The sequence below is a fragment of the Streptomyces sp. NPDC001544 genome, assembly GCF_042894285.1.
Classification (GTDB): Bacteria; Actinomycetota; Actinomycetes; order Streptomycetales; family Streptomycetaceae; genus Streptomyces.
The window spans coordinates 120,613-142,531 of the sequence record NZ_JBIAVN010000012.1 but is presented as its reverse complement, the minus strand read 5'-3'; the positions used below and the strand labels follow the sequence as shown (position 1 = coordinate 142,531).

Annotated in this window: 20 protein-coding genes; 12 read left to right on the top strand and 8 right to left on the bottom strand. The window is 70.7% G+C overall.

Going from position 1 to position 21,919, the window contains the following annotated elements:
• The first annotated feature begins 158 nt into the window (after positions 1-158).
• Together ACFY0F_RS27475 and ACFY0F_RS27470 are read left to right on the top strand one after the other, a co-directional pair.
• Positions 159-1,706, top strand: a complete 1,548-nt coding sequence (locus ACFY0F_RS27475) for an RNA polymerase sigma factor (protein ID WP_388799629.1) — start codon at positions 159-161, stop codon at positions 1,704-1,706.
• Between the two features lie 141 nt (positions 1,707-1,847).
• A complete protein-coding gene (locus ACFY0F_RS27470) occupies positions 1,848-2,714 on the top strand; it encodes a S1 family peptidase (protein ID WP_388799626.1) in 867 nt (288 codons plus the stop codon).
• Positions 2,715-3,075: 361 nt separating this feature from the next.
• On the opposite strand, the gene ACFY0F_RS27465 is transcribed toward ACFY0F_RS27470, so the two are convergent.
• Positions 3,076-3,306, bottom strand: coding sequence for a hypothetical protein (locus ACFY0F_RS27465; RefSeq protein WP_141357618.1), 231 nt, complete (start codon positions 3,304-3,306; stop codon positions 3,076-3,078).
• 453 nt (positions 3,307-3,759) lie between these two features.
• On the opposite strand from ACFY0F_RS27465, the gene ACFY0F_RS27460 reads away from it, so the two are divergent.
• The 6 genes from ACFY0F_RS27460 (at position 3,760) to ACFY0F_RS27435 (ending at position 10,794) form a co-directional block, all read left to right on the top strand.
• A complete protein-coding gene (locus ACFY0F_RS27460; RefSeq protein WP_388799623.1) occupies positions 3,760-5,883 on the top strand; it encodes a type IIA DNA topoisomerase subunit B in 2,124 nt (707 codons plus the stop codon).
• A gap of 351 nt (positions 5,884-6,234) precedes the next feature.
• Positions 6,235-6,759, top strand: a complete 525-nt coding sequence (locus tag ACFY0F_RS27455) for a DUF1453 domain-containing protein (protein WP_388799620.1) — start codon at positions 6,235-6,237, stop codon at positions 6,757-6,759.
• Entirely contained in the window at positions 6,756-7,907 is a 1,152-nt protein-coding gene (locus ACFY0F_RS27450; protein ID WP_388799617.1) for a sensor histidine kinase, read from the top strand. The genes ACFY0F_RS27455 and ACFY0F_RS27450 overlap by 4 nt, the downstream gene beginning before the upstream one ends.
• Positions 7,904-8,584: a response regulator gene (locus ACFY0F_RS27445; RefSeq protein ID WP_388799615.1), complete on the top strand. Its 681-nt coding sequence runs from the start codon at positions 7,904-7,906 to the stop codon at positions 8,582-8,584. The genes ACFY0F_RS27450 and ACFY0F_RS27445 overlap by 4 nt, the downstream gene beginning before the upstream one ends.
• 69 nt (positions 8,585-8,653) lie before the next feature.
• The gene (locus tag ACFY0F_RS27440) at positions 8,654-9,205 is read left to right on the top strand and encodes a DUF485 domain-containing protein (protein ID WP_388799612.1); all 552 of its coding nucleotides are present in this window, start codon (positions 8,654-8,656) and stop codon (positions 9,203-9,205) included.
• Positions 9,202-10,794: a cation acetate symporter gene (locus ACFY0F_RS27435; RefSeq protein ID WP_388799609.1), complete on the top strand. Its 1,593-nt coding sequence runs from the start codon at positions 9,202-9,204 to the stop codon at positions 10,792-10,794. The genes ACFY0F_RS27440 and ACFY0F_RS27435 overlap by 4 nt, the downstream gene beginning before the upstream one ends.
• A gap of 46 nt (positions 10,795-10,840) precedes the next feature.
• On the opposite strand, the gene ACFY0F_RS27430 is transcribed toward ACFY0F_RS27435, so the two are convergent.
• Positions 10,841-11,533, bottom strand: a complete 693-nt coding sequence (locus ACFY0F_RS27430) for a response regulator (RefSeq protein ID WP_388799606.1) — start codon at positions 11,531-11,533, stop codon at positions 10,841-10,843.
• Between the two features lie 159 nt (positions 11,534-11,692).
• Between ACFY0F_RS27430 and ACFY0F_RS27425 the strand changes: the two genes are divergently transcribed.
• The 3 genes from ACFY0F_RS27425 (at position 11,693) to ACFY0F_RS27415 (ending at position 14,519) form a co-directional block, all read left to right on the top strand.
• Positions 11,693-12,508: an ABC transporter ATP-binding protein gene (locus ACFY0F_RS27425; protein WP_388799603.1), complete on the top strand. Its 816-nt coding sequence runs from the start codon at positions 11,693-11,695 to the stop codon at positions 12,506-12,508.
• The gene (locus tag ACFY0F_RS27420) at positions 12,498-13,361 is read left to right on the top strand and encodes an ABC transporter permease (RefSeq protein WP_388799601.1); all 864 of its coding nucleotides are present in this window, start codon (positions 12,498-12,500) and stop codon (positions 13,359-13,361) included. The genes ACFY0F_RS27425 and ACFY0F_RS27420 overlap by 11 nt, the downstream gene beginning before the upstream one ends.
• Positions 13,362-13,451: 90 nt before the next feature.
• Positions 13,452-14,519 (top strand): ABC transporter substrate-binding protein, encoded by a 1,068-nt coding sequence (locus ACFY0F_RS27415; RefSeq protein WP_388799599.1) that lies wholly within the window; start codon positions 13,452-13,454, stop codon positions 14,517-14,519.
• Positions 14,520-14,545: 26 nt separating this feature from the next.
• Here ACFY0F_RS27415 and ACFY0F_RS27410 read toward each other — a convergent pair whose 3' ends face one another.
• The 4 genes from ACFY0F_RS27410 to ACFY0F_RS27395 form a co-directional block, all read right to left on the bottom strand.
• Entirely contained in the window at positions 14,546-15,226 is a 681-nt protein-coding gene (locus ACFY0F_RS27410) for a response regulator (protein ID WP_388799597.1), read from the bottom strand.
• Positions 15,223-16,905, bottom strand: a complete 1,683-nt coding sequence (locus ACFY0F_RS27405; protein ID WP_388799595.1) for an ATP-binding protein — start codon at positions 16,903-16,905, stop codon at positions 15,223-15,225. The genes ACFY0F_RS27410 and ACFY0F_RS27405 overlap by 4 nt, the downstream gene beginning before the upstream one ends.
• 116 nt (positions 16,906-17,021) lie before the next feature.
• The gene (locus ACFY0F_RS27400) at positions 17,022-17,963 is read right to left on the bottom strand and encodes a sucrase ferredoxin (protein WP_388799593.1); all 942 of its coding nucleotides are present in this window, start codon (positions 17,961-17,963) and stop codon (positions 17,022-17,024) included.
• Positions 17,964-18,017: 54 nt separating this feature from the next.
• Positions 18,018-19,277 carry a citrate synthase family protein gene (locus ACFY0F_RS27395; RefSeq protein ID WP_388799591.1) on the bottom strand — a complete coding sequence of 420 codons (1,260 nt, stop codon included), beginning with the start codon at positions 19,275-19,277 and terminating at the stop codon, positions 18,018-18,020.
• Positions 19,278-19,375: 98 nt separating this feature from the next.
• Here ACFY0F_RS27395 and ACFY0F_RS27390 point away from each other — a divergent pair, with 98 nt between their 5' ends.
• Positions 19,376-20,542 carry a citrate synthase gene (locus ACFY0F_RS27390; protein ID WP_388799590.1) on the top strand — a complete coding sequence of 389 codons (1,167 nt, stop codon included), beginning with the start codon at positions 19,376-19,378 and terminating at the stop codon, positions 20,540-20,542.
• A 96-nt stretch (positions 20,543-20,638) separates the two neighbouring features.
• Here the strand turns inward: ACFY0F_RS27390 and ACFY0F_RS27385 are convergent, their stop codons facing one another.
• The gene (locus ACFY0F_RS27385) at positions 20,639-20,875 is read right to left on the bottom strand and encodes a hypothetical protein (RefSeq protein WP_388799588.1); all 237 of its coding nucleotides are present in this window, start codon (positions 20,873-20,875) and stop codon (positions 20,639-20,641) included.
• Between the two features lie 330 nt (positions 20,876-21,205).
• Positions 21,206-21,700, bottom strand: coding sequence for a DUF6082 family protein (locus tag ACFY0F_RS27380; protein WP_388799586.1), 495 nt, complete (start codon positions 21,698-21,700; stop codon positions 21,206-21,208).
• Between the last annotated feature and the right edge of the window lie 219 nt (positions 21,701-21,919).

Sequence of the window (21,919 nt, the reverse complement as noted above, 5' to 3'; positions counted from 1 at the left end):
GAGGTGACAGCCGCGGAAGGAATACGGACGCCGTTCAAGGCGCTGTGCATCTTCCCGGCCCCCGCCCGCGCCGTCGGCCCATCCCCAAGCCGGCGGTCGGCTCCTGTCCGTCGTGGACGGGGCCGGAAGCCGTTTTCCAACGTTCCGAGAGGTTGTTCGTGTCGGCCAGCACATCCCGTACGCTCCCGCCGGAGATCGCCGAGTCCGTCTCTGTCATGGCGCTCATTGAGCGGGGAAAGGCTGAGGGGCAGATCGCCGGCGACGATGTGCGTCGGGCCTTCGAAGCTGACCAGATCCCGGCCACTCAGTGGAAGAACGTACTGCGCAGCCTCAACCAGATCCTCGAGGAAGAGGGTGTGACGCTGATGGTCAGTGCCGCGGAACCGAAGCGGACCCGGAAGAGCGTCGCAGCGAAGAGCCCGGCCAAGCGCACCGCCACCAAGACGGTCGCGGCGAAGACGGTGACCACCAGGAAGGCCACCGCCACCACGGCCGCTCCGGCCGTGTCCGCCGACCCCGCCGTCGCCGATCCCGCCGAGGAAGCCGCACCCGCCAAGAAGGTCGCAGCCAAGAAGGCGACCGCCAAGAAGGCGGCCGCCGCGAAGAAGACCGTCGCCGCCAAGAAGACGGCGGCCAAGAAGACGACCGCCAAGAAGGACGACGCCGAGCTCCTCGAGGAAGAGGTGCTCGAGGACACCAAGGTCGCCGATGAGCCCGAGGGCGCCGAGAGCGCGGGCTTCGTGCTGTCCGACGAGGACGAGGACGACGCTCCCGCGCAGCAGGTCGCCGCGGCGGGCGCCACCGCCGACCCGGTCAAGGACTACCTCAAGCAGATCGGCAAGGTCCCCCTGCTCAACGCCGAGCAGGAGGTCGAGCTGGCCAAGCGCATCGAGGCGGGCCTCTTCGCCGAGGACAAGCTCGCCAACGCCGACAAGCTGGCGCCGAAGCTCAAGCGCGAGCTCGAGATCATCGCCGAGGACGGCCGGCGCGCCAAGAACCACCTCCTGGAGGCCAACCTCCGTCTGGTGGTCTCCCTGGCCAAGCGCTACACGGGCCGCGGCATGCTCTTCCTGGACCTCATCCAGGAGGGCAACCTCGGTCTGATCCGTGCCGTCGAGAAGTTCGACTACACCAAGGGCTACAAGTTCTCCACGTACGCCACCTGGTGGATCCGTCAGGCGATCACCCGTGCCATGGCCGACCAGGCTCGCACCATCCGTATCCCGGTGCACATGGTCGAGGTCATCAACAAGCTCGCGCGCGTGCAGCGCCAGATGCTCCAGGACCTGGGCCGCGAGCCCACTCCGGAGGAGCTGGCCAAGGAGCTCGACATGACCCCGGAGAAGGTCATCGAGGTCCAGAAGTACGGCCGCGAGCCTATTTCGCTGCACACCCCGCTGGGCGAGGACGGCGACAGCGAGTTCGGTGACCTCATCGAGGACTCCGAGGCCGTCGTCCCCGCCGACGCGGTCAGCTTCACGCTCCTGCAGGAGCAGCTGCACTCCGTGCTCGACACCCTGTCCGAGCGCGAGGCCGGCGTCGTCTCCATGCGCTTCGGTCTCACCGACGGACAACCGAAGACCCTCGACGAGATCGGCAAGGTGTACGGCGTGACGCGTGAGCGCATCCGCCAGATCGAGTCCAAGACCATGTCGAAGCTGCGTCACCCGTCGCGTTCGCAGGTGCTGCGCGACTACCTCGACTAGGTCGCACGCCGCTCGGACACCGGTAGGAGCACGTCGAAGGCCCGGCCTCTCCGCAAGGGGAGGCCGGGCCTTCGTGCTGCGCGTCAGGACGCTCTGGATGACTCTGGGTTTCTCGATCGGAACCTGGAGTGAGGAGCGTTCATGCCTCGACCCTGTGCCCGGGCGTTGGTCCGGCCACTGTTCCTCGCGGCCCTCTCGGCCGCCATACCCTTGGCCGGAGCGATGCCCACGGCCGCCGACAGCGTTGTCGTGGGGGGATTTCCCGTCGACGTGTCCGCGAGCCCGTGGACGGTGGCGTTGTCCAGCCGTGACCGGTTCGGAGGTACGCGAGCGGGGCAGTTCTGCGGCGGGGCCGTGGTCGGCAGGACCACGGTGCTGACCGCGGCCCACTGCCTGACCGAGGACGTCCTGGGGGCGCCACCCGACAAGATGCGGGACCTCAAGGTCATCGCCGGTCGAACGGACCTGCTGGCCGGCGGCGGCGAGGAGATCGCCGTTCGCGGGGTATGGGTCAATCCCGGCTACGACGAGGTCAGCAACGCCGGCGACTTCGCCGTGGTCAGCCTGGCCGAGCCGCTGCCGCGGAGCTCGGTCGTCGCGATGGCGGCCGCCGGCGACCCGGCGTACGAGCCGCGGACCAAGGCCATGGTCTTCGGGTGGGGCGATACGACCGGTGCAGGCGACTACGCCCGGCACCTGCACGCCGCACAGGTGCGCGTGCTGCCCGACGCCCTGTGCGCCCAGGCCTATCCCGGCGGGCTGGACGGCACGTACCGGTCCGACACCATGCTGTGCGCCGGTGAGGCCGAGGGCGGCCCCGACGCCTGTCAGGGCGACAGCGGAGGCCCTCTGGTGGTCGAGGGGCGGCTGATCGGACTGGTGTCGTGGGGGAACGGCTGCGGACGGCCGGGCAGCCCGGGCGTCTACACGCGGGTGTCAGACATCGTGCGGACGCTTGGGCCGGGGAACAAGGCGGGCGGTCTGCGGGCGCCCCACACAGGCGCCTGAGCGCCCTTGGGGGCCCCTAGGGCCTGTCCGGCGGATCATGCCGCAGACGCGGGGCTTGGCACGCCCTCCCCCACTCTCGGCTTCGCTCGAGCGGGCGGTGCCCCCACCGGCGTTGTCGTCGGTTGCCGACGCTCCGCGTCGACGCCCTCCTCCGCCTTGCAGCCAGACGCACCAAGCCCCGCTCACCAGCGCCGATGAGGCACCGCCCGTACCCTGCGACCTGATCCGCCGGACAGGCCCTAGTGCCGCGACGGCGAGCCCGGCCGACGGGTGTACCAACGCGAGCGGCCGCTCCTGTCAGCAGGAGCGGCCGCCCGTTCACCGGCCTGTGCCGGGGCTGGCTCGTCGTCTGTGCGAGATGTCAGCGCTCTTCTTCGGACGCGTTCGCGGGAACGGACGTCAGCCGCTCCGTCTCGTCCTGTATCTCAGCGGCGATCTTCTTGAGTTCCGGCTCGAACTTGCGGCCGTGGTGGGCGCAGAAGAGCAGTTCTCCGCCGCTGAGCAGCACGACGCGCAGGTATGCCTGGGCGCCGCAGCGGTCGCAGCGATCGGCGGCCGTCAGCGGGCTCGCGGGGGTCAGAACAGTAGTCACGTCGCCTCTTCTCTAGCTCGACGAGCTGTCGTACCAGGGTCAACATCCAACCAGCCCGAAAACGTTCCCGCTCGTGGCTATTCCTCGAAGAAATCTTTCCCGGGGCGGCTGTCTGCTGCCGGTTGGCGGCGAATGTGCCGTATTGCGTGTCTTAGGTGCTTACGGGTTCGCGCTGTCAGTGTTCGGTCTTAGGGTTTTCGTCCACCCGGCTGGCTTGCCGGTTGTTCATGAGGACGTGCCCGGAGCCTAAATGGTTCATGCCTCGAAGGGAACGTGATGTGTACTTCACTCCAACGAGGGATCGAACAGGTATGCGAGTCTGGACTAGGCTGAGTTCCCGACGAGGGTGGCGGTACAACGGCTCTACCAGGCCTCGGTACCCTCGGAGCGGCGACCGAAGCCGGGCCCCTACCTACACCGGGCCCAACTGAAATTCAGCGAGGAGCGAACCGCGTGACCGCCGAGACGTCCGTGCCGTCCACAGCACTGCTCGCAGGAGCAGACCGGGACGGCTCCAACTACACCGCGCGGCACTTGCTCGTCCTTGAGGGCCTCGAAGCCGTGCGCAAACGCCCCGGTATGTACATCGGCTCGACCGACAGTCGAGGCCTGATGCACTGCCTGTGGGAGATCATCGACAACTCCGTGGACGAAGCCCTCGGTGGTTACTGCGACCACATCGAGGTGATCCTCCACGACGACGGCTCGGTGGAGGTCCGGGACAACGGACGCGGCATCCCCGTGGACGTCGAGCCCAAGACGGGCCTCTCGGGCGTCGAGGTCGTCATGACCAAGCTGCACGCGGGCGGCAAGTTCGGCGGGGGCTCGTACGCGGCCTCCGGCGGTCTGCACGGCGTCGGCGCCTCCGTGGTGAACGCGCTCTCCGCCCGCCTGGACGTCGAGGTCGACCGCGCCGGTCACACCCACGCGATCAGCTTCCGGCGCGGTGTTCCGGGTGCCTTCGCGGGCAACGGCGCGGACGCCAAGTTCGAGGCCAAGAGCGGTCTGCGCAAGGCCAGGAAGATCCCCAGGACCCGCACCGGCACGCGCGTGCGGTACTGGGCCGACCGGCAGATCTTCCTCAAGGACGCGAAGCTCGCCCTGGAGACGCTGCACCAGCGCGCCCGCCAGACCGCGTTCCTGGTGCCCGGCCTGACCATCGTCGTCCGCGACGAGTACGGACTGGGCGAGGGGGGCAGCAAGGGCGAGGAGTCGTTCCGCTTCGACGGCGGCATCAGCGAGTTCTGCGAGTACCTGGCCACCGACAAGCCGGTGTGCGACGTCCTCCGCCTCACCGGCCAGGGCACCTTCAAGGAGACCGTCCCGGTCCTGGACGACCACGGCCAGATGACCCCCACCGAGGTCACCAGGGAACTCGGTGTGGATGTGGCGCTGCGCTGGGGCACCGGCTACGACACGACGCTCAGGTCGTTCGTCAACATCATCGCCACCCCCAAGGGCGGCACCCACGTCGCCGGCTTCGAGCAGGCCGTCACCAAGACGATGAACGAGGTGCTGCGCGCCAAGAAGCTGCTGCGCGTCGCCGAGGACGACATCGTCAAGGACGACGCCCTCGAGGGCCTCACCGCGGTCGTCACCGTGCGCCTGGCCGAGCCGCAGTTCGAGGGCCAGACCAAGGAAGTCCTCGGTACCTCGGCGGCCCGTCGCATCGTGAACAACGTGGTCACCAAGGAACTCAAGGCGTTCCTGACCTCCACCAAGCGCGACGCCGCCGCCCAGGCCCGGGTGGTCCTGGAGAAGGCGGTCGCCGCCGCCCGTACGCGCATCGCGGCCCGCCAGCACAAGGACGCCCAGCGCCGGAAGACGGCCCTGGAGTCCTCTTCGCTGCCCGCGAAGCTCGCCGACTGCCGCAGCGACGACGTGGACCGCAGCGAGCTGTTCATCGTCGAGGGCGACTCCGCGCTCGGTACGGCGAAGCTCGCCCGGAACTCCGAGTTCCAGGCGCTGCTGCCGATCCGGGGCAAGATCCTCAACGTGCAGAAGTCGTCCGTGACCGACATGCTGAAGAACGCCGAGTGCGGCGCGATCATCCAGGTCATAGGGGCGGGGTCGGGCCGGACGTTCGACCTCGACGCGGCTCGCTACGGCAAGATCATCATGATGACCGACGCCGACGTGGACGGTTCCCACATCCGCTGCCTGCTCCTGACGCTCTTCCAGCGCTACATGAGGCCGATGGTCGAGGCCGGCCGGGTGTTCGCCGCCGTGCCGCCGCTGCACCGCATCGAACTCGTCCAGCCGAAGAAGGGCCAGGACAAGTACGTGTACACGTACTCGGACCGCGAGTTGCGCGACACGCTCATGGACCTGCAGAGCAAGGGTGTCCGGTACAAGGACTCCATCCAGCGCTACAAGGGTCTGGGCGAGATGGACGCCGACCAGCTCGCCGAGACGACGATGGACCCCCGCCACCGCACGCTGCGCCGCATCAACCTCTCGGACCTCGAGGCCGCCGAGGGGGTCTTCGATCTGCTGATGGGCAACGAGGTCGCCCCCCGAAAGGAGTTCATCTCCAGCTCGGCCGCGACGCTGGACCGGTCGCGGATCGACACGTAGGCGCCGCGCACGGCTGCCCGCTCGGCTTCGGCCGGGCGGGCAGGGCATCCGCATCCCGCCCGGACGGGTTGAACGGGGGCGCCGTGAGGGCCCTCGGCGCCTCATGCGGCCGGGCCGGGCTGGGCAGTGGCGGCCCCCGAGCCGGTGCGGTGCGGCCGGCGTGACGGCGGTGTGGTCGCGGCGTGGCACGGCGGGCGGTCGGCTTGTCCACCCCGGGGTGGAGGCGACGCGGTGTGGCGGATCCACCCTCGATCCACCCCGGCTCCGATCTGCTGACCTGCGCATTTCCGTAGTGTCGAAGGCGTCGGCAGCGCTCGCTGCCGGCTCTCCCTTCCGCTCACGGAGGCTGTGATGCCCGGGCTCGTCAACGCATTGGTGATCGTGGCCGTTGCCGCGCTGGTGATCGTGCGCCAGTGCCGTGCCCAGGCGATCGACAGCGACCGGCGGTGGTGGCTCGTGCCCGTCGTCCTCGCGGCAGTGGCTCTGCGCGAGCCCGGGATGGTCGATGCCCACCACCGCGGGGCATCCGTCCTGCTGCTCGCCGTCGAACTGCTCATAGGCCTGGCCACCGGTGCCGGCTGGGCTTGGACCAGTCGCGTGTGGCAGGAGCCGGACGGGGTCGTGTGGAGCAGGAGCAGCAAGGCGAGCGTGGCCGTCTGGGTCCTCGGTGTCGCCCTGCGCGCGGGGCTCTTCGGGCTCGGGGCGCTGCTGGGCGTCCACCAGGACAGCTCCGCTCTGCTCCTCGCCCTCGCGGGCACCCTGCTGGTGCGCTCCGCCATCCTGATCCGGCGTGCTCAGTCCCTCCCGTCGGTGACCGGCACGGCCCCGGCGTACGGTGACGCCATGCCGCGGCCTGCGTGGAAGGAGCGTGTGTGACGGACAACGCCTGGACACGCTGGCCCTCCCGCGAGGCGCTCGGCCGGGAAGGAGTCTCCGGACCGAGACGCATGCTCGCCTGGGTCATCCGGCTCCTCGTCCTCGCCCTGTTGCTGTGGGGAGCCTTCGACGACCGTCACGTGCGCGGGTGGGCGACAGTCGCGGCGATGGGTGGCATCACCCTGGCCGGAGCACTCTCCTGGGCTTTCTTCCGCGCCACCTACCAGCACCGCCTGCTGACGTCGATGATGGTCGTCACGCTTCTGCTGGGGCTGGCGACCGTGGCTCAGGCGACCGGGTTCCGTGAGTCGGCCCTCGTCATATGGTGCGGCTGCGCTGTCAGCGCGCTGGAGCGGATGCCGCTCGGAGCGGCTCTGCCCGTCTCCGCTCTCGCCCTCACCGCCTTCTCCGCCGTCAACAACGACGTCTGGCTGACCACCGCGGCCACGGTCACGGGCATGGGCCTCGCCGGATACGTCCTCAGGCTCGACGCAGAGGCCCGAGGCAACGCCCAGCGGCTGCTCGCCCAGGAGCGGGCCGCCCGGTCCGCGGAGGCGGAGTCCGCGGCACTGGCGGAGCGGGCCAGGATCGCGCGGGAGATCCACGACGTCCTGGCTCACAGTCTCTCCGCCCAGCTCGTGCATCTGGAGGCCGCCCGGCTGCTGATAGAGCGGGGAGCGGACCGGGAGCAGATCCTCGAGCGGGTGGTGGCGGCGCGGGGCATGGCCCGTGACGGTCTGGCCGAGACCCGGCAGGCACTGTCCGCACTGCGCGGTGAGCTGACCCCGCTGGAGGACTTCCTGGCCGAGCTCGTCAGCGCGGCGGCCGGCGCGGAGGTCACCGTCACGGGTGATCGCAGACCACTGCCCGCGGAGGCGTCCCAGGCCGTGCGCAGGGTCGCGCAGGAGGCGCTGACGAACGTGCGCAAGCACGCCCACGGGGCCAAGGTCCGGATCCGGCTGGAGTACGGCGAGCACGAAGTGACCCTGGACGTCAGGGACTCGGGTGGTAAGCCGGGGGAACTGACCGGCGCGGGCCAGGGATACGGTCTGCTGGGCATGCGGGAGCGTGCCGAACTGCTGGGCGGTTCACTGGCGGCGGGGCCGGACGAGGAGGGGTTCGTGGTGACGCTGAAGGTACCCGTATGACGGAGGAGGCCGGGAAGGTGCCGGCGCGGGTGATCGTCGTGGACGACCAGACCGTGGTCCGTGAGGGCATCGTGATGCTGCTCGGGCTGCTGCCGGGCATCGAGGTCGTCGGGGCCGCGGGAGACGGGGAGGAGGCCGTGCGCCTGGTCGCGGAACTCGCGCCGGACGTCGTCCTGATGGACCTGCGGATGCCCCGCTGCGACGGCGTGGAGGCGACCCGGCGGATCCGGGCGGAGCACCCCGGGACCCAGGTCGTGGTGCTCACCACCTTCGCCGACGACGAATCGCTCTTCCCGGCGCTCAGAGCGGGAGCACGCGGATACCTCACCAAGGACGCGGGCGGCGACGAGATCGTCCGGGCCGTGGAGAGTGTGCTGTCGGGACACGCGGGGCTCTCACCGCGGGTGCAACGACGGCTGCTGGAACGGCTGTCGCAGCCCGAGCCGCCCTCGGCACCCGAGGAGGCCCCGGACGGATTGACCGCCCGGGAGACCGAGGTGCTGGTCCTGATCGCCGAGGGGCTCAGCAACCAGGAGATCGCGCGCAAACTGCATGTCTCGACCGCGACAGTGAAGACCCACATCAACAACCTCTTCGCCAAGGCGGGGCTCAAGGACCGTGCGCAGGCCGTGCGTTACGCGTACGCGAAGGGACTGGCACGGCCACCAGCGGGTTGAGTCACCTGATGGGGTGAAGAGCCTGGCGAAGAACAGTCAGGGATCAGCCCGATCTGTCCATCCTTGGGCATGCAGCCAAACAACGGTCGTTACCGCCCAGACATGGGCGGTCCGGACAGGGCGGCCGAGAACCACGACGGTCACGGCACGGCCCCCCGCCACGCGGGGTACGAGGACCCCTGGTACGACGCGCTCGCCTCCGGGTGGGGTGAGCTGGACGGTACGGGCGCGCCCACCCCGGCCGCCGTGCCGGGGGCCCGCGCCGAGCAGGAGGGGCCGGAAGTCCGCGCCCGTGAGGTGTATCTGGAGGTGCAACGGAGTGCGGCTTTCCAGGAGGTGCGCGGCCGGTACCGGCGGTTCGTGCTGCCCGGGGTCGTCCTCTTCCTCAGCTGGTACGTGGGGTACGTCGTGACGGCGACGGCCGCGCCCGGTCTGATGGCCAGGCCCGTGGTGGGCGCGGTGAACGTGGCGATGCTCGCCGGGCTCGGGCAGTTCCTCACGACCTTCCTGTTCACCTGGGCCTACTCCCGGCACGCGCGCCTGCGCAGGGACCGGGCGGCGCTGGACCTGCGCTGGGACACCCAGGAACTGACGCGTGGCAGCAGGGGCGGTGCGCTGTGACGAATCGGCACCAGACGCTGGCCTTCGGGCTGTTCATCGCGTTCGTGGTCGTCACCCTGGTGATCACGACATGGGTGGGGCGCCACCGGCGAGGCTCCGCCGAGGAGTTCTATGTCGGAGGGCGACTTTTCTCGCCCATGGAGAATGGTTTTGCCATCGCGGGTGACTATCTCTCGGCCGCCTCGTTCCTGGGCGTGGCCGGGCTGATCGCGCTGTTCGGCTACGACGGTCTGCTCTACGGGGTCGGCTTCCTGGTCGCCTGGCTGGTCGTGCTGTTCCTGGTCGCGGAACTGGTGCGCAACTGCGGCCGGTTCACCCTGGCCGACGTGATCGCCGCCCGGATGAGCGAGCGGCCGGTCCGGATCGCCGCGGGAACCTCCTCGGTCACCGTGTCCGTTCTGTATCTGGTGGCACAGATGGTGGGTGCGGGCAGCCTGGTGGCGCTGCTGCTCGGTCGGACCGGTGCGGCGGCGCAGGCCTGGACCGTCGTCGGTGTCGGTGCGCTGATGGTGATCTATGTGTCGCTGGGGGGGATGCGGGCCACCACGTGGATCCAGATCGTGAAGGCGGTCCTGATGCTCGGCGGCACCGTGGCGCTCACCGTGCTGGTCCTTGTGCGGTTCCACGGTGACTTCGACCGGCTGCTGGTCGTGGCCGCCGAACGCAGCGGCCACGGGCGGGCCTTCCTGGCGCCGGGCCTGAAGTACGGCGGGGACTGGACCGCGCGCCTGGACTTCATCAGCCTGGGCCTCGCACTGGTCCTGGGCACGGCGGGTCTGCCGCACATCCTGGCGCGCTTCTACACGGTGCCGACCGCGCGGGCCGCGCGCCGTTCGACGGTCTGGGCGATCGGGCTGATCGGCGGCTTCTACCTGATGACGATCGTGCTCGGGTTCGGCGCGGCCGCGATCGTCGGGCCGGCGGAGCTGCGCAGTTCCAACGCGGCCGGGAACACGGCGGTGCCGTTGCTCGCCCTCGACCTCGGCGGAGGCCCGGACTCCACGGCGGGAACGGTCCTCTTCGCGGTGGTGGCGGCCGTCGCCTTCGCCACGATCCTCGCGGTGGTCGCCGGCATCACCCTCGCCTCGTCGGCTTCCGTGGCGCACGACCTGTACGCGACCCTGCGGCGCGGACGCGGCGAACCGCGCAGCGAGGTGGCCGTGGCACGGGTCGCGGCGGTCGGGATCGGCGTGGTCGCGATCGCGCTCGGTCTGCTGGCCCGCGACCTCAACGTCGCCTTCCTGGTGGGCCTCGCCTTCGCCGTGGCCGCGTCGGCGAACCTGCCGGTGCTGCTCTACTCGCTGTTCTGGCGCGGCTTCACCACACGCGGCGCGGTGTGGGCCGTGTACGGCGGGCTGGTGCCGGCGCTGGTACTGGTCGCGCTGTCGCCGGTGCTGTCGGGCAGTCCGGGCTCGCTGTTCCCGGACGTCGACTTCCAGTACTTCCCGCTGCAGAACCCGGGCATCGTCTCCATCCCGCTCGGCTTCCTCGCCGGGTGGCTGGGCACGGTCACCTCGGACGAGGTCCCGGACGAGGCCAAGTACGCCGAGACCGAGGTGCGGTCGTTGACCGGAGCGGGAGCCGTGTAGAGCGGGAACGGGAGAGGGCGGAGCACCCGTGGCGGACGGTGAACCCTTACGGCGCCACCCACGCGTACCGGTGCTCCGGCCGGCCGGTGTCGCCGTACTTCAGGGAGAGGCGGAGCCGGCCGGCCTGTTCCAGGTGGCGCAGATAGCGCTGGGCGGTGGAGCGGCTCAGGCCGGTCTCGGCGGCGACCTCGTGTGCGGAGAGCGGGTGGTCGGCACGGTGCAGGACGCCGCAGATGAGGTCCGTGGTGGGTTCGGAGTGGCCACTGGGCAGCCCGGGGGAGGCCGGTGCGGGCGCGGTCCGCAGTGCGCCGAAGATCCGGTCCACCTGTTCCTGGCCGGCCAGGCCGTGACCACCGACCCGGTCGACCGTGCGGCGCAGCGCGGCGTAGGAGTCCAGACGGGTGCGCAGCGCGGCGAAGGTGAACGGTTTGACCAGGTAGTGCAGCGCGCCCAGACGCATCGCCTTCTGCACCGTCGTCACGTCTCCGGCCGCCGTGATCATGATGACGTCGGTGCCGTGCCCCTGCTCCCGCATGCGGTGCACCAGGTCGAGACCCGTCTGATCCGGCAGATAGTGGTCGAGCAGCACCAGGTCGATGGCTCCCCGTTCCACGGCGGCCAGCGCCTGGGCGGCGGAGTGCGCGCGGGCGGCCACCCGGAAGCCGGGAACCTTTCCCACGTACTTGGCGTTGATCTCGGCGACACGGAAGTCGTCGTCCACGACCAGGACGTCAATCATCAGGCCTCTCCTTCAAGGCCGGCGAGCGTTAAGCCCGTGTTTCGTGCTCCGCAGTTGTAACGCGAGCAAAATGAGCACAACAGGCTCTTGCGAGCAAAAGAATGGCTTGCGCTCAGAAGACTGATGCTGTGGCCCGGGCCACACCTACCGTCCCGGGCCATGAGCGCAGACACCAGCCCCGCCATCGAGCTACGGGGTGCGAGCAAGACCTTCAGGACCCCGTCGGGGGGTCTGCACACGGCCGTCCGTGACCTGGACCTCACCGTCGGGCGCGGTGAGTTCGTGGCCGTCGTGGGCCCCACCGGTTGCGGAAAGTCCACCACGCTGACCCTGGTCAGTGGCCTCGAGGAGCCCACCGAGGGCGATGTGCTGGTCGCCGGTGAGCCGGTGAAGGGCGTCGGCGACAAGGTCGGCTTCGTCTTCCAGCAGGACGCCACCTTCCCCTGGCGGACGGTGCTGTCCAACGTCATGGCCGGCCCGCGCTTCCGTGGCGTACCGAAGGCCGAGGCCAAGCAGAAGGCCCGCGAGTGGCTGGCCCGGGTCGGCCTCGCCGCCTTCGAGGACCGCTACCCCCACCAGCTCTCCGGCGGTCAGCGCAAGCGTGTCGCCCTCGCCGCCACCTTCGTCAACGACCCCGAGATCCTGCTGATGGACGAGCCGTTCTCGGCGCTCGACGTGCAGACCCGGGCGCTGATGTCGGACGAGCTGCTGGAGCTGTGGGAGGGCACGGGCGCCTCCGTCGTCTTCGTCACCCACGACCTGGAGGAGTCCATCGCGCTGGCCGACAAGGTGGTCGTGATGACCGCCGGGCCAGCGACCGTCAAGCAGGTCTTCGAGATCGACCTGCCGCGGCCGCGCAAGGTCGAGCAGGTACGCCTGGAGCCGCGGTTCATCGAGATCTACCGCGAGATCTGGGAGTCGCTCGGCGAAGAGGTCCGCATCACCCGCGAGAGGGGTGTCGCCAATGTCGCCTGAGGTCCTCAGCACGCCTGCCGTCGACACGGCGAAGGTGCCGGGCCGCGCGCAGACGCGCGCCCAGGCCGCCCGCAGACGCAAGCTGGTCGTCAACGCCGCACGGGTGCTCGTCCTGGTGGCCGTCCTCGGTCTGTGGGAAGGGCTCTCCCGGGCCAAGGTCATCGACCCGTTCAACTTCTCGATGCCCTCGCAGATCTGGGACCAGATCAGCACCTGGGTGATGCACGGAACGGCACAGGGCTCCCTGGGCGAGCAGATCTGGGCCACGTTGCAGGAGGCGCTCCTCGGCTGGGTCATCGGTGTCGTCGCCGGTGTGCTCTTCGGTATCGCCCTGGGGCGGATCGCCTTTCTCGCCGATGTGCTGGGCCCCTACGTGAAGGTGCTCAACTCCATCCCCAGGATCGTCCTGGCCCCGATCTTCGTGATCTGGTTCGGACTCGGTCCCGCCTCCAAGGTCGCCTCGGCCGTGGTGCTGGTGTTCTTCCCGGTGTTCTTCAACGCCTTCCAGGGCGCCCGTGAGGTCGACCGCAACCTGGTCGCCAACGCGCGGATCCTCGGCGCCAGCGATCGCCGGGTGACGCTGCAGGTGGTCATCCCGTCCGCGACCTCCTGGATCTTCACCAGCCTGCACGTCAGCTTCGGCTTCGCCCTCATCGGCGCCATCGTCGGCGAGTTCATCGGCGCCACCAAGGGCATCGGAATGCTCGTCGCCCAGTCCCAGGGCACCTTCAACGCCGCCGGCGTCTACGCCGCGATGGTCATCCTCGCGGCCGTCGCACTCGTCGCCGAGGGCGCGCTCACCTTCGCCGAGCGCCGCATCTTCCGGTGGAAGCCGGCGAACTCCGATCACTGAGCCCGGCTCGGCCGGTACCGGCCCAAGCCCGAGCGCTCCAAGACACCCCCCTTCCCTCCGCACCGCCCCCTCACAAGGACGTGAACCGCCATGCGCAAGACCGCCAGATACGCCTCGCTCGCCGTCTCCGGCCTGCTCGCCCTCTCCTCGCTCACCGCCTGCGCCAACGACGCCGCCAGCAGCACCTCCGCCGCCGGCAGCAAGGGCGACGGCAAGGGCACGAAGGTCAAGATCATGGTTGGCGGCCTGGACAAGGTCATCTATCTGCCGGCGATGCTCACCCAGCGGCTCGGCTACTTCGACTCCGAGGGGCTCGACGTCGAGCTGCTGAGCGAGCCCGCCGGTGTCCAGGCCGAGACCGCGCTCGTCTCCGGCCAGGTCCAGGGCGCCGTCGGCTTCTACGACCACACCCTCGACCTGCAGACGAAGGGCAAGAGCGTGGAGTCCGTCGTGCAGTTCTCGCACGCGCCGGGTGAGGTGGAGGTCGTCTCCACCAAGAACGCGGGCGACATCACCTCACCCAAGGACTTCAAGGGCAAGAAGCTCGGCATCACCGGTCTCGGCTCCTCGACCGACTTCCTCACCAAGTACCTCGCCGTCAAGAACGGCGTGAAGGTCAGTGACTTCAGCCCGATCGCCGTCGGTGCCGGACCGACCTTCATCTCGGCGCTGCAGCAGGGCTCGATCGACGCCGGTATGACGACGGATCCCACCGTCGCCACGATCCTGGACAAGAAGGCGGGCAAGGTCCTCCTCGACATGCGGACGCCCGAGGGCTCGCAGAAGGCGCTCGGCGGCCCGTACCCGTCGTCCAGCCTGTACATGCAGACGGACTGGGTGAACAGCCACAAGGACACCGTCCAGAAGCTGGCCGACGCGTTCGTCAAGACGCTCAAGTGGATGTCGACCCACAGCGCGTCCGAGATCGCGGCCAAGATGCCCGCCGACTACTCCCAGGGCAACAAGACGCTGTACGCCGAGGCCATCAAGAGCACCCTCCCGATGTTCACCGACGACGGCGTGATGCCCAAGGACGGCCCCGAGACGGTCGAGAAGGTCCTCAAGGCGTTCAACCCCAACATCAAGAACGCCAAGGTGGACCTGGGCAAGACCTACACGACCGAGTTCGTCGACAAGGCCGCCAAGGCCGCCGAGTAGGCGGACCGACGGACCGCCCGACCCCGTCAGGCGCGGGTCGCCCACACGTAACGGTGTTCCGGGCGGCCCGCGTCGCCGTACTTGAGGGTCAGCCTGGCCCGGCCGGTGCGCTCCAGCAGCTTCAGATACCGCTGGGCGGTCTGCCGGCTCACCCCGGTACGCTCGGCGATCTCCTGGGCGGACAGCGGGCCCGAGGCGTTCATCAGGGCCTGCCGCACCAGTTCGGCGGTGGTGGGGGAGTGCCCCTTGGGAAGTTCGGGCTCCGACGGCGCGGACAGCGCGCCGAAGATGCGGTCCACCTCGGCCTGTTCGGCCTCCCCGCCGCCGTCGAGGGTGCGGCGCAGCCGTGCGTAGGCCTCGAGCTTCGCCCGTAGGCCAGGGAAGGCGAACGGCTTCACCAGGTACTGCAGTGCGCCCTGCCGCATCGCGGCCTGTACGGTCGCCACGTCCCGGGCGGCCGTCACCATGATCACATCGGTCTGGTGACCCCGCCGGCGCATCTCCTGCACCACCGCCAGCCCCGTCTCGTCGGGCAGGTAGTGGTCCATCAGGACCAGGTCGAGCCGCGGCAGCGTCTCCAGCCGGTGCAGCGCGTCAGCCGCGCTGTGCGCCTCGGCGGCCACATGGAAGCCCGGCACCTTCTCGACGTAGGCGGCGTTGACCCGGGCCACCCGTACGTCGTCGTCCACGACCAGGACCTCGATCACCGTGCCTCCTCCTCGTCGGCGGCGGGGCCGGATGCGGTGAGGGCCGGCTCCGGACCCGCGTCCAGACCCGGCTCGGTCAGTGCCTCCGGCAGTACGACGGTGAACTCGGCGCCCCCGCCGTCCGCCTCGCTCACCGTGGCGCTCCCGCCCTGCCGCTCGGCGAACCGGCGCACCAGGGAGAGCCCGAGGCCGCGTTTGCCGTGCGCCGGCGGCTTCTTGGTCGACCACCCCTCGGTGAAGACCAACTCCCGCTGCTCCGCCGGGATCCCGGGCCCGGTGTCGCGCACCCTGAGGACGGCCGTACGCCCCTCGGTGCGCAACTCGACCTCCACGCGCGCGTGCGGGGTCCCCCCGAGGGCGTCGAGCGCGTTGTCGACCAGGTTGCCCACGACCGTGACCAGCCCCCTCGGGTCGATCAGCCGGTCCGGCAGCCGGGTCCGGTCCGAGATCCACAGGGCCACCCCGCGTTCGGCCGCGACGGTCGCCTTGCCGACCAGCAGGGCGGCCAGCAGCGGATCCTTGATCTTCTCGGTGACCTGCTCCGCGGTGACCCGGTGGTCGCCGACGACCTCTCCGACGAACTCCACCGCGTCGTCGTACATCTCCAGCTCCAGCAGGCCCAGCAGCGTGTGCATGCGGTTCGCGTGCTCGTGGTCCTGGGCGCGCAATGCGTCGATCAGGCCGCGCGTGGAGTCGAGTTCGCGGCCGAGTTGCTCCAGCTCGGTGCGGTCGCGCAGGGTGGCCACCGCGCCGCCGTCGTCGGTGGGCATGCGGTTGGCGACCAGCACCCGCTGGCCGCGCACGGTGAGCAGGTCGGTGCCGGTGACCCGGCCGGCCAGCACGTCGGTCGTGCGGCCCGTGCCCAGCGCCTCGTCCAGCGACCGGCCCAAGGCCTCGTCACCGATGCCGAGCAGGCGCCGCGCCTCGTCGTTGAGCAGGCGGATGCGGCCGGCGCGGTCGAGGGCGACGACTCCCTCCCGGATGCCGTGCAGCATCGCCTCGCGCTCGTCCAGCAGGGCGGATATGTCGGAGAAGGCCAGGTCCCGGGTCTGCCGCTGCACCCGGCGGGAGATCAGCCAGGCGGCCAGCGCGCCGACCGCGAGGGCGCCGCCCGCGTAGGCGAACAGCCCCGGGATCGCGCCGATCAGACTGGCTCGCACACTGCTGTACTCGATGCCGACCGAGACCGCGCCGATGATCCGGTGGCGGGAGTCGTACAGCGGCACCTTGCCGCGCGCGGAGCGGCCCAGGGTGCCTTTGTCGATCTCCATGACCTCCTTGCCTTTCAAGGCGTCCGTCGGGGAGGTGGAGACCCGGCGGCCGATCTCGCCGGGGGTGGGATGGGACCAGCGGATCCAGTGCCGGTCCAGCACCACGATGTACTCGGCGTGCGTGGCCCTGCGGATCCGCTCCGCCTCCTTCTGCACCGGACCGTCGGCGCTCGGCGGGGTGCTCAGGACGCCCTCGCCGATCTTCGGGTCCTGCGCGGTGGTCTCGGCGATCGCGAGCGCCCGGCGCATCGCCTCCTGGTCGAGCTGTCTGCTCAGCGGTGCCAGGAACAGCCCGGTGGCGAGCACCGCGACTCCCGCGGCGATCGCCACCTGCATCAGCAGCACCTGGGAGAAGACCCGCCGCGGCAGGCCGAGGCGCCGGCGGCGTGCGGAGGGAGTGGGGCTCATACCCAAGACGGTACGTGGGCGGACGGGTGCTGCCGAAGGGGTGTGGCGTGGATCTCTTGACCAGTTCTTGGGGAAATCGTGAGGCCGCTTCCGGGGAACAGGTCCGCGCGGAGCGCTCAGCCCGCCAGCCGCGCGGCCGTCAGTTCCCGCACCGCCACCACGTCCATCCGGGCCGGTGAACCGAGCACGGAGGCGCCGCAGCTCTCCGGACGGGGCGGCAGGGAGGTGCCCTGGGCCACGGTCACCCGCCAGTGGCGGCCGTCGGCATGGGCGACGGTCACCTCCCAGCGCGGCGCGGCGCCCTGAGTCCGTACGACGCTCAGCGCGTCCGCCGCGCATTCGCCCGTCGCCGAGCGCACGGCCAGCTCGGCCGCCTGGCCGGGCCGCTCCCAGGCGGACCGCCCTCGGCACCCCTCGACCACCACACGACCCTCCTGGGCGGCGTGCAGGGCCTCCTTGACGGCATGGGCCTCGGCCCGGCCGTAGGCGTATCCGTACGGCAGCACGAGCACGGTCGGTGAGAAGCGATGGCCACCCAGATGAGTGACCTCCCACGCGCCCCGTACACCGGACGCGGCGAGTTCGGCCGCGAGGGGGCGGCCGAGGAGGGCGCAGCAGCGATCGCGTTTGCCGTTGGTGCAGACGAGGGCGAGCGGACCGTCCTCGTGCGGGCGGCCGCCGAGCGCCGCGCCGAAGCTGCGGTGGTCACCGGCGCCCAGGGCGGCGAAGTCGAGACCGAGCAGCTGGAGCGGATCACGGGTGGTGGCGTGGTGCAGCCATCCGTCTCCGGGGACCGTGTGGGCCACGTACACCTGGCGCACGGCGGGTGTCCCGGGGTCGGCGTGCCGGCCGGGGCGGCGGATGAGCGCGATCCGGACGCCCGTGCCCTCGGCGGCGGCCTCCAGGGCGCGGCCCAGCGCGGGGTCCAGGTGGCTCGAAGTGAGCGCCTTGGCACCCCACGGGCCGGGCTGCTCCAGCAGCAGCCATGTCGTCGCCGTGGCCGCGGTACCGGACACGGGCTCGTCGAGGCTCCGGGAGACGGTCGCACACCTACTCACGCAGGTAAGCCTAACCTGGCTTGCCTCAAGGTGACTTCCGGCCGTCCTCGTGTCCTACTCGGGCACGGGCTGAGGAGGCGGCGGGCCGACGTAGTGGCCGCTCGGGCGCATGCGCAGCGGACGCTCCCCGTACTCCTCCAGCGCGTGCGCGATCCAGCCGGCGGTCCGGGCGACGGCGAAGATCGTCTCTCCGGCGGTGGCGGGCATGCCGGTGGCCACGGTGAACACGGCGAGGGCCAGGTCCACGTTGGCGTGCAGTGGGGTGTGGCGGGCGGTGGTGGCGACGATGTCCCGGGCCGCGAGGAGCGCGGACTCGGCGCGCGGGACCTGCTCCAGGAGTGCGAACAGCACACGCGCGCGTGGGTCCTCACCCGGGTAGAGGCGGTGGCCCAGTCCGGGGATACGGCGGCCGGCCCGGAGCTCGTCGGCGATGACCGGCACGGCGGTGCCCTGCTCCAGCACGTCGAGCAGCAGCCGGTGGGCGAGGCCGCTGGCGGCGCCGTGCAACGGGCCCTCGATCACCCCGAGCCCGGTGGAGACGGCCGCGTAGGGGTGCGCACGGGCGGAGGCGGCCACCCGCACGGCGAGCGTGGAGGCGGCCAGGTCGTGGTCGGCGAGCAGGGCGAGCGCCGTGTCCAGGACCCGCAGGGACGCCTCGTCGGCCGCGTACCCGGTCAGCCGGCTCCAGAGCCGGCGGGCGAGTGGGCCGTCCTCCGGGCGGGCCGCGGAGGGGCGCTGGGGCAGGGCCGCGACGAGGGTCGGGATGAGCACGCGCGCGGTGCCGAGCACGGCCTCCTCCGACAGGTCGAAGCGCATCGGGTCCTCGGCGGCGGCGGCGATGGCCGCGACCCGCAGCCGGTCGACGGGGGAGGTGTGCTCGGGCAGTGACCGCACCGCGCGGCGGGCAGCGGCGACGGCCTGTTCAGGGGCCGCGAACGTGACGCCGGGACGCATCCGCCCCGTCCACAGCCACTCGGCGACCTCCTCGTAGGAGTGACGCGTGGCGAGTTCGGTGGCGTCGACCCCCCGGAAGAAGTACCGGTCCTGGTCGATCAACGTGATCCGGGTCCGAACGGACAGCTCACCCCCCGCCCCCGTACTCACGCCGCCCTCCCGCCTGTTGCGCCGGGCGAGCGCCGCCACCTCCTGTGCGTCGAAGGTGCTGCCGCGGCCCCCCGGCGCCCGCCTGCTGCTCAGCTGACCGCGGCTGACGTACGCGTACACGGTCTCGGGCTTCACCCCGAGCAGCTCGGCGGTCTCCCTGGTGCTCAGCCGACGCTCCGCACGGCCGGAAGCGGGGTCTTGATCGCGCATGGGAGCCACGGTAGCCGCCCACTCAACATTGATTCAATCAATATTGACAGTGATTAATCAATCATCGATCGTCTGATCAAGATCAGGGAGGAAGAGACATGACCGACAACAGGGCCGCAGCCACCGTCGTCGACGTGCCGCGTGGACTCGCGGGCGTCGTCGTCACCGACACCCGGATCGGTGACGTGCGGGGGCGCGAGGGCTTCTACCACTACCGCCAGTACTCCGCCGTCGACCTCGCTCGCACGCGCGGATTCGAGGACGTCTGGCATCTCCTGGTCCACGGCGAACTGCCGGACGCCGAGCGCGGCGCCGCCTTCGCCGCCGAGACCGCGGGGCTCCGCCGGCTGCCCGAGGAGGTGCGCACCGCGCTGCCCGCTCTCGCGGCGGCGAGCCGCGCCTCCGGTCCGCTGGCCGGGATGCGCACGGCCCTGTCGCTCCTCGGCGCGGCGAAGGGGTTCCGGCCGGTGTACGACATCGACGCCGACCAGCGCCGCGCGGACACCGTCGCCGCCTGCGCGGCCGTGCCCACCCTGCTCACGGCCCTCTACCGGCTCGGGCGGGGGCTGGATCCGGTGGACCCGCGCGAGGACCTCTCCTACGCGGCCAACTACCTCTACATGATGACGGGTTCGGAACCGGACCCACGGCGGGCCCGCGCGATCGAGCAGTACCTGATCTCAACCATCGATCACGGCTTCAACGCGTCGACCTTCACGGCCAGGGTCATCGCGTCGACCGGCGCGGACGTGGCGGCCTGCCTGGTGGGTGCCGTCGGAGCGCTGTCGGGGCCGCTGCACGGGGGTGCGCCGAGCCGTGCCCTCGACGCTCTGGACGCGATCGGGACGCCGGAGCGGATCGACTCCTGGATCCGGGAACGGGTCCTCGCGGGGGAGCGCGTCATGGGCTTCGGGCACGCGGTCTACCGCACGGAGGACCCCCGTTCGCGGATGCTGCGCGACATCGCCCTCGGCTTCGGCGGGCCGCGCGTCGACTTCGCCGTCGAGGTCGAGCGCAGGGTCGAGGCGATCCTCGCCGAGCTGAAGCCCGGGCGTGAACTCCATACGAACGTCGAGTTCTACGCGGGCGTGGTCATGGAACTGTGCGGGCTGCCGCGCGAGATGTTCACACCCACCTTCGCGGCCGGCCGGGTGGTGGGCTGGAGCGCCAACGTCCTGGAACAGGCGGCGGACTCGAAGATCATCCGTCCGGCGGCCCGGTACGTCGGACCCCGGCCGCCCGTCGCGGTGCCGACGGTGGCCTGAGGTCCGAGCGGGGAGAGCTGCCCCGGGGAGCCCTCCGCCCGCCACCCGTCGTCCGCCGAAGTGTCGTGGTGATCGGGCTCCCCGGTCGCCGTGCTGCTACGCGTCAGGGATGTCCGCTTTCGCGCGGACGAGGGTGTCGCGGCTGATCACCACGATCCGTTCGTAGTCGGCACGAGCGGCGTCGGCGGGCAACTCGGCGTCCAACGCCGCCGTGCGGTCCGTACCGATCACGGCGAAGCTCCCGTCCTGCAGTTCAAAGATGTCCGGGCAGGACTGCCCGGTCACGCTCCCTCTCTCACGAGGTGAGGCACCAATGCGGCGCACGATCTTCAAGTCGATCCCGGTCCTTGCTTGGGTCGGTCAATTGCTGTCCTCCTGCCGGCCGCCCGGAGCGGGGTGGGTCCCGGGGGGTGGCAGCGGTCGGGCCTGCTGCGACGGCGGGTGTGCTCCGGTGCAGGCGACCGACAACCTAGCCTGAGGAGATCGCGTGCGGGGCCGGGCTCGTAGCCTGAGCGAGTGACATGGGTGCATCACGCTGACCCAGCGCCGACACGCCACGGTCCGCAGCGACGCGGGCCCAGACGTGTCAGTCCGCGGGGGAGTCACCCACGACCCACCACTCCTCCGTGTCCGCCTCGTCCAGCTCCAGCAGCAACTCGTCCGTCATCCGGCCGAGGAGTCTTCCCGCAGGCTCGCCCGGTGCGGCCGGGTGGCTTCCCAGTAGGCGCGCACCGTGGGGTTCTGGAAGAGCATGCGGATGTGGCCGCGCAGCTCCCCCCGGGTCAGCAGCCCCATGCGGTAGCCGTTCAGCGCGTGCACGTAGAGGGCGTTGGCGAACAGGTACTGCTTCTGGACCTGAGGGGAGAGGTCGGCCTCGTAGGTGTCCAGCACGAGCAGCAGTTCCTGGTCCTCCATCGCCGCCCGCAGAAGCCGCCGGTGATCGCGCTGGTACTCGACGAGGTCCGTGCGCCGCCCGGCCTGCCGGCGCTGCTCCTCCAGGGTGTCCAGGCGCCGCAGCAACTCGGTGTTCGCGCGGACGAGTGCCTCGACGGCGCGGCGGTGTGCCAGGAGAGAAGCCACGGTTCCGGTGACCGAGAGCGCGAGGGCCGCGGCCGCGGCGCAGCCGAGCCCCCGCATCCCCGTCTTCTGTGTGGCCATGTCAACCCCCGAATCAGGCAGCCGTCCGCCGGTCGTCGGGACGCGGGTCGACTGCCGGGATCGGGTCGACTGGAGGGGACCGGCGAGCTCTGGGCGGCGCTTGCCGTCTCCCAGAGTGCCGAGCGGCTCCGAGCGGCGGGGAGGCGGAGAGGCGGCGCACGGAGGGAAGTGGGGTCGCACGCCTCGACGCCATGCCCGACGTCTGCCCCGCTGAACCCG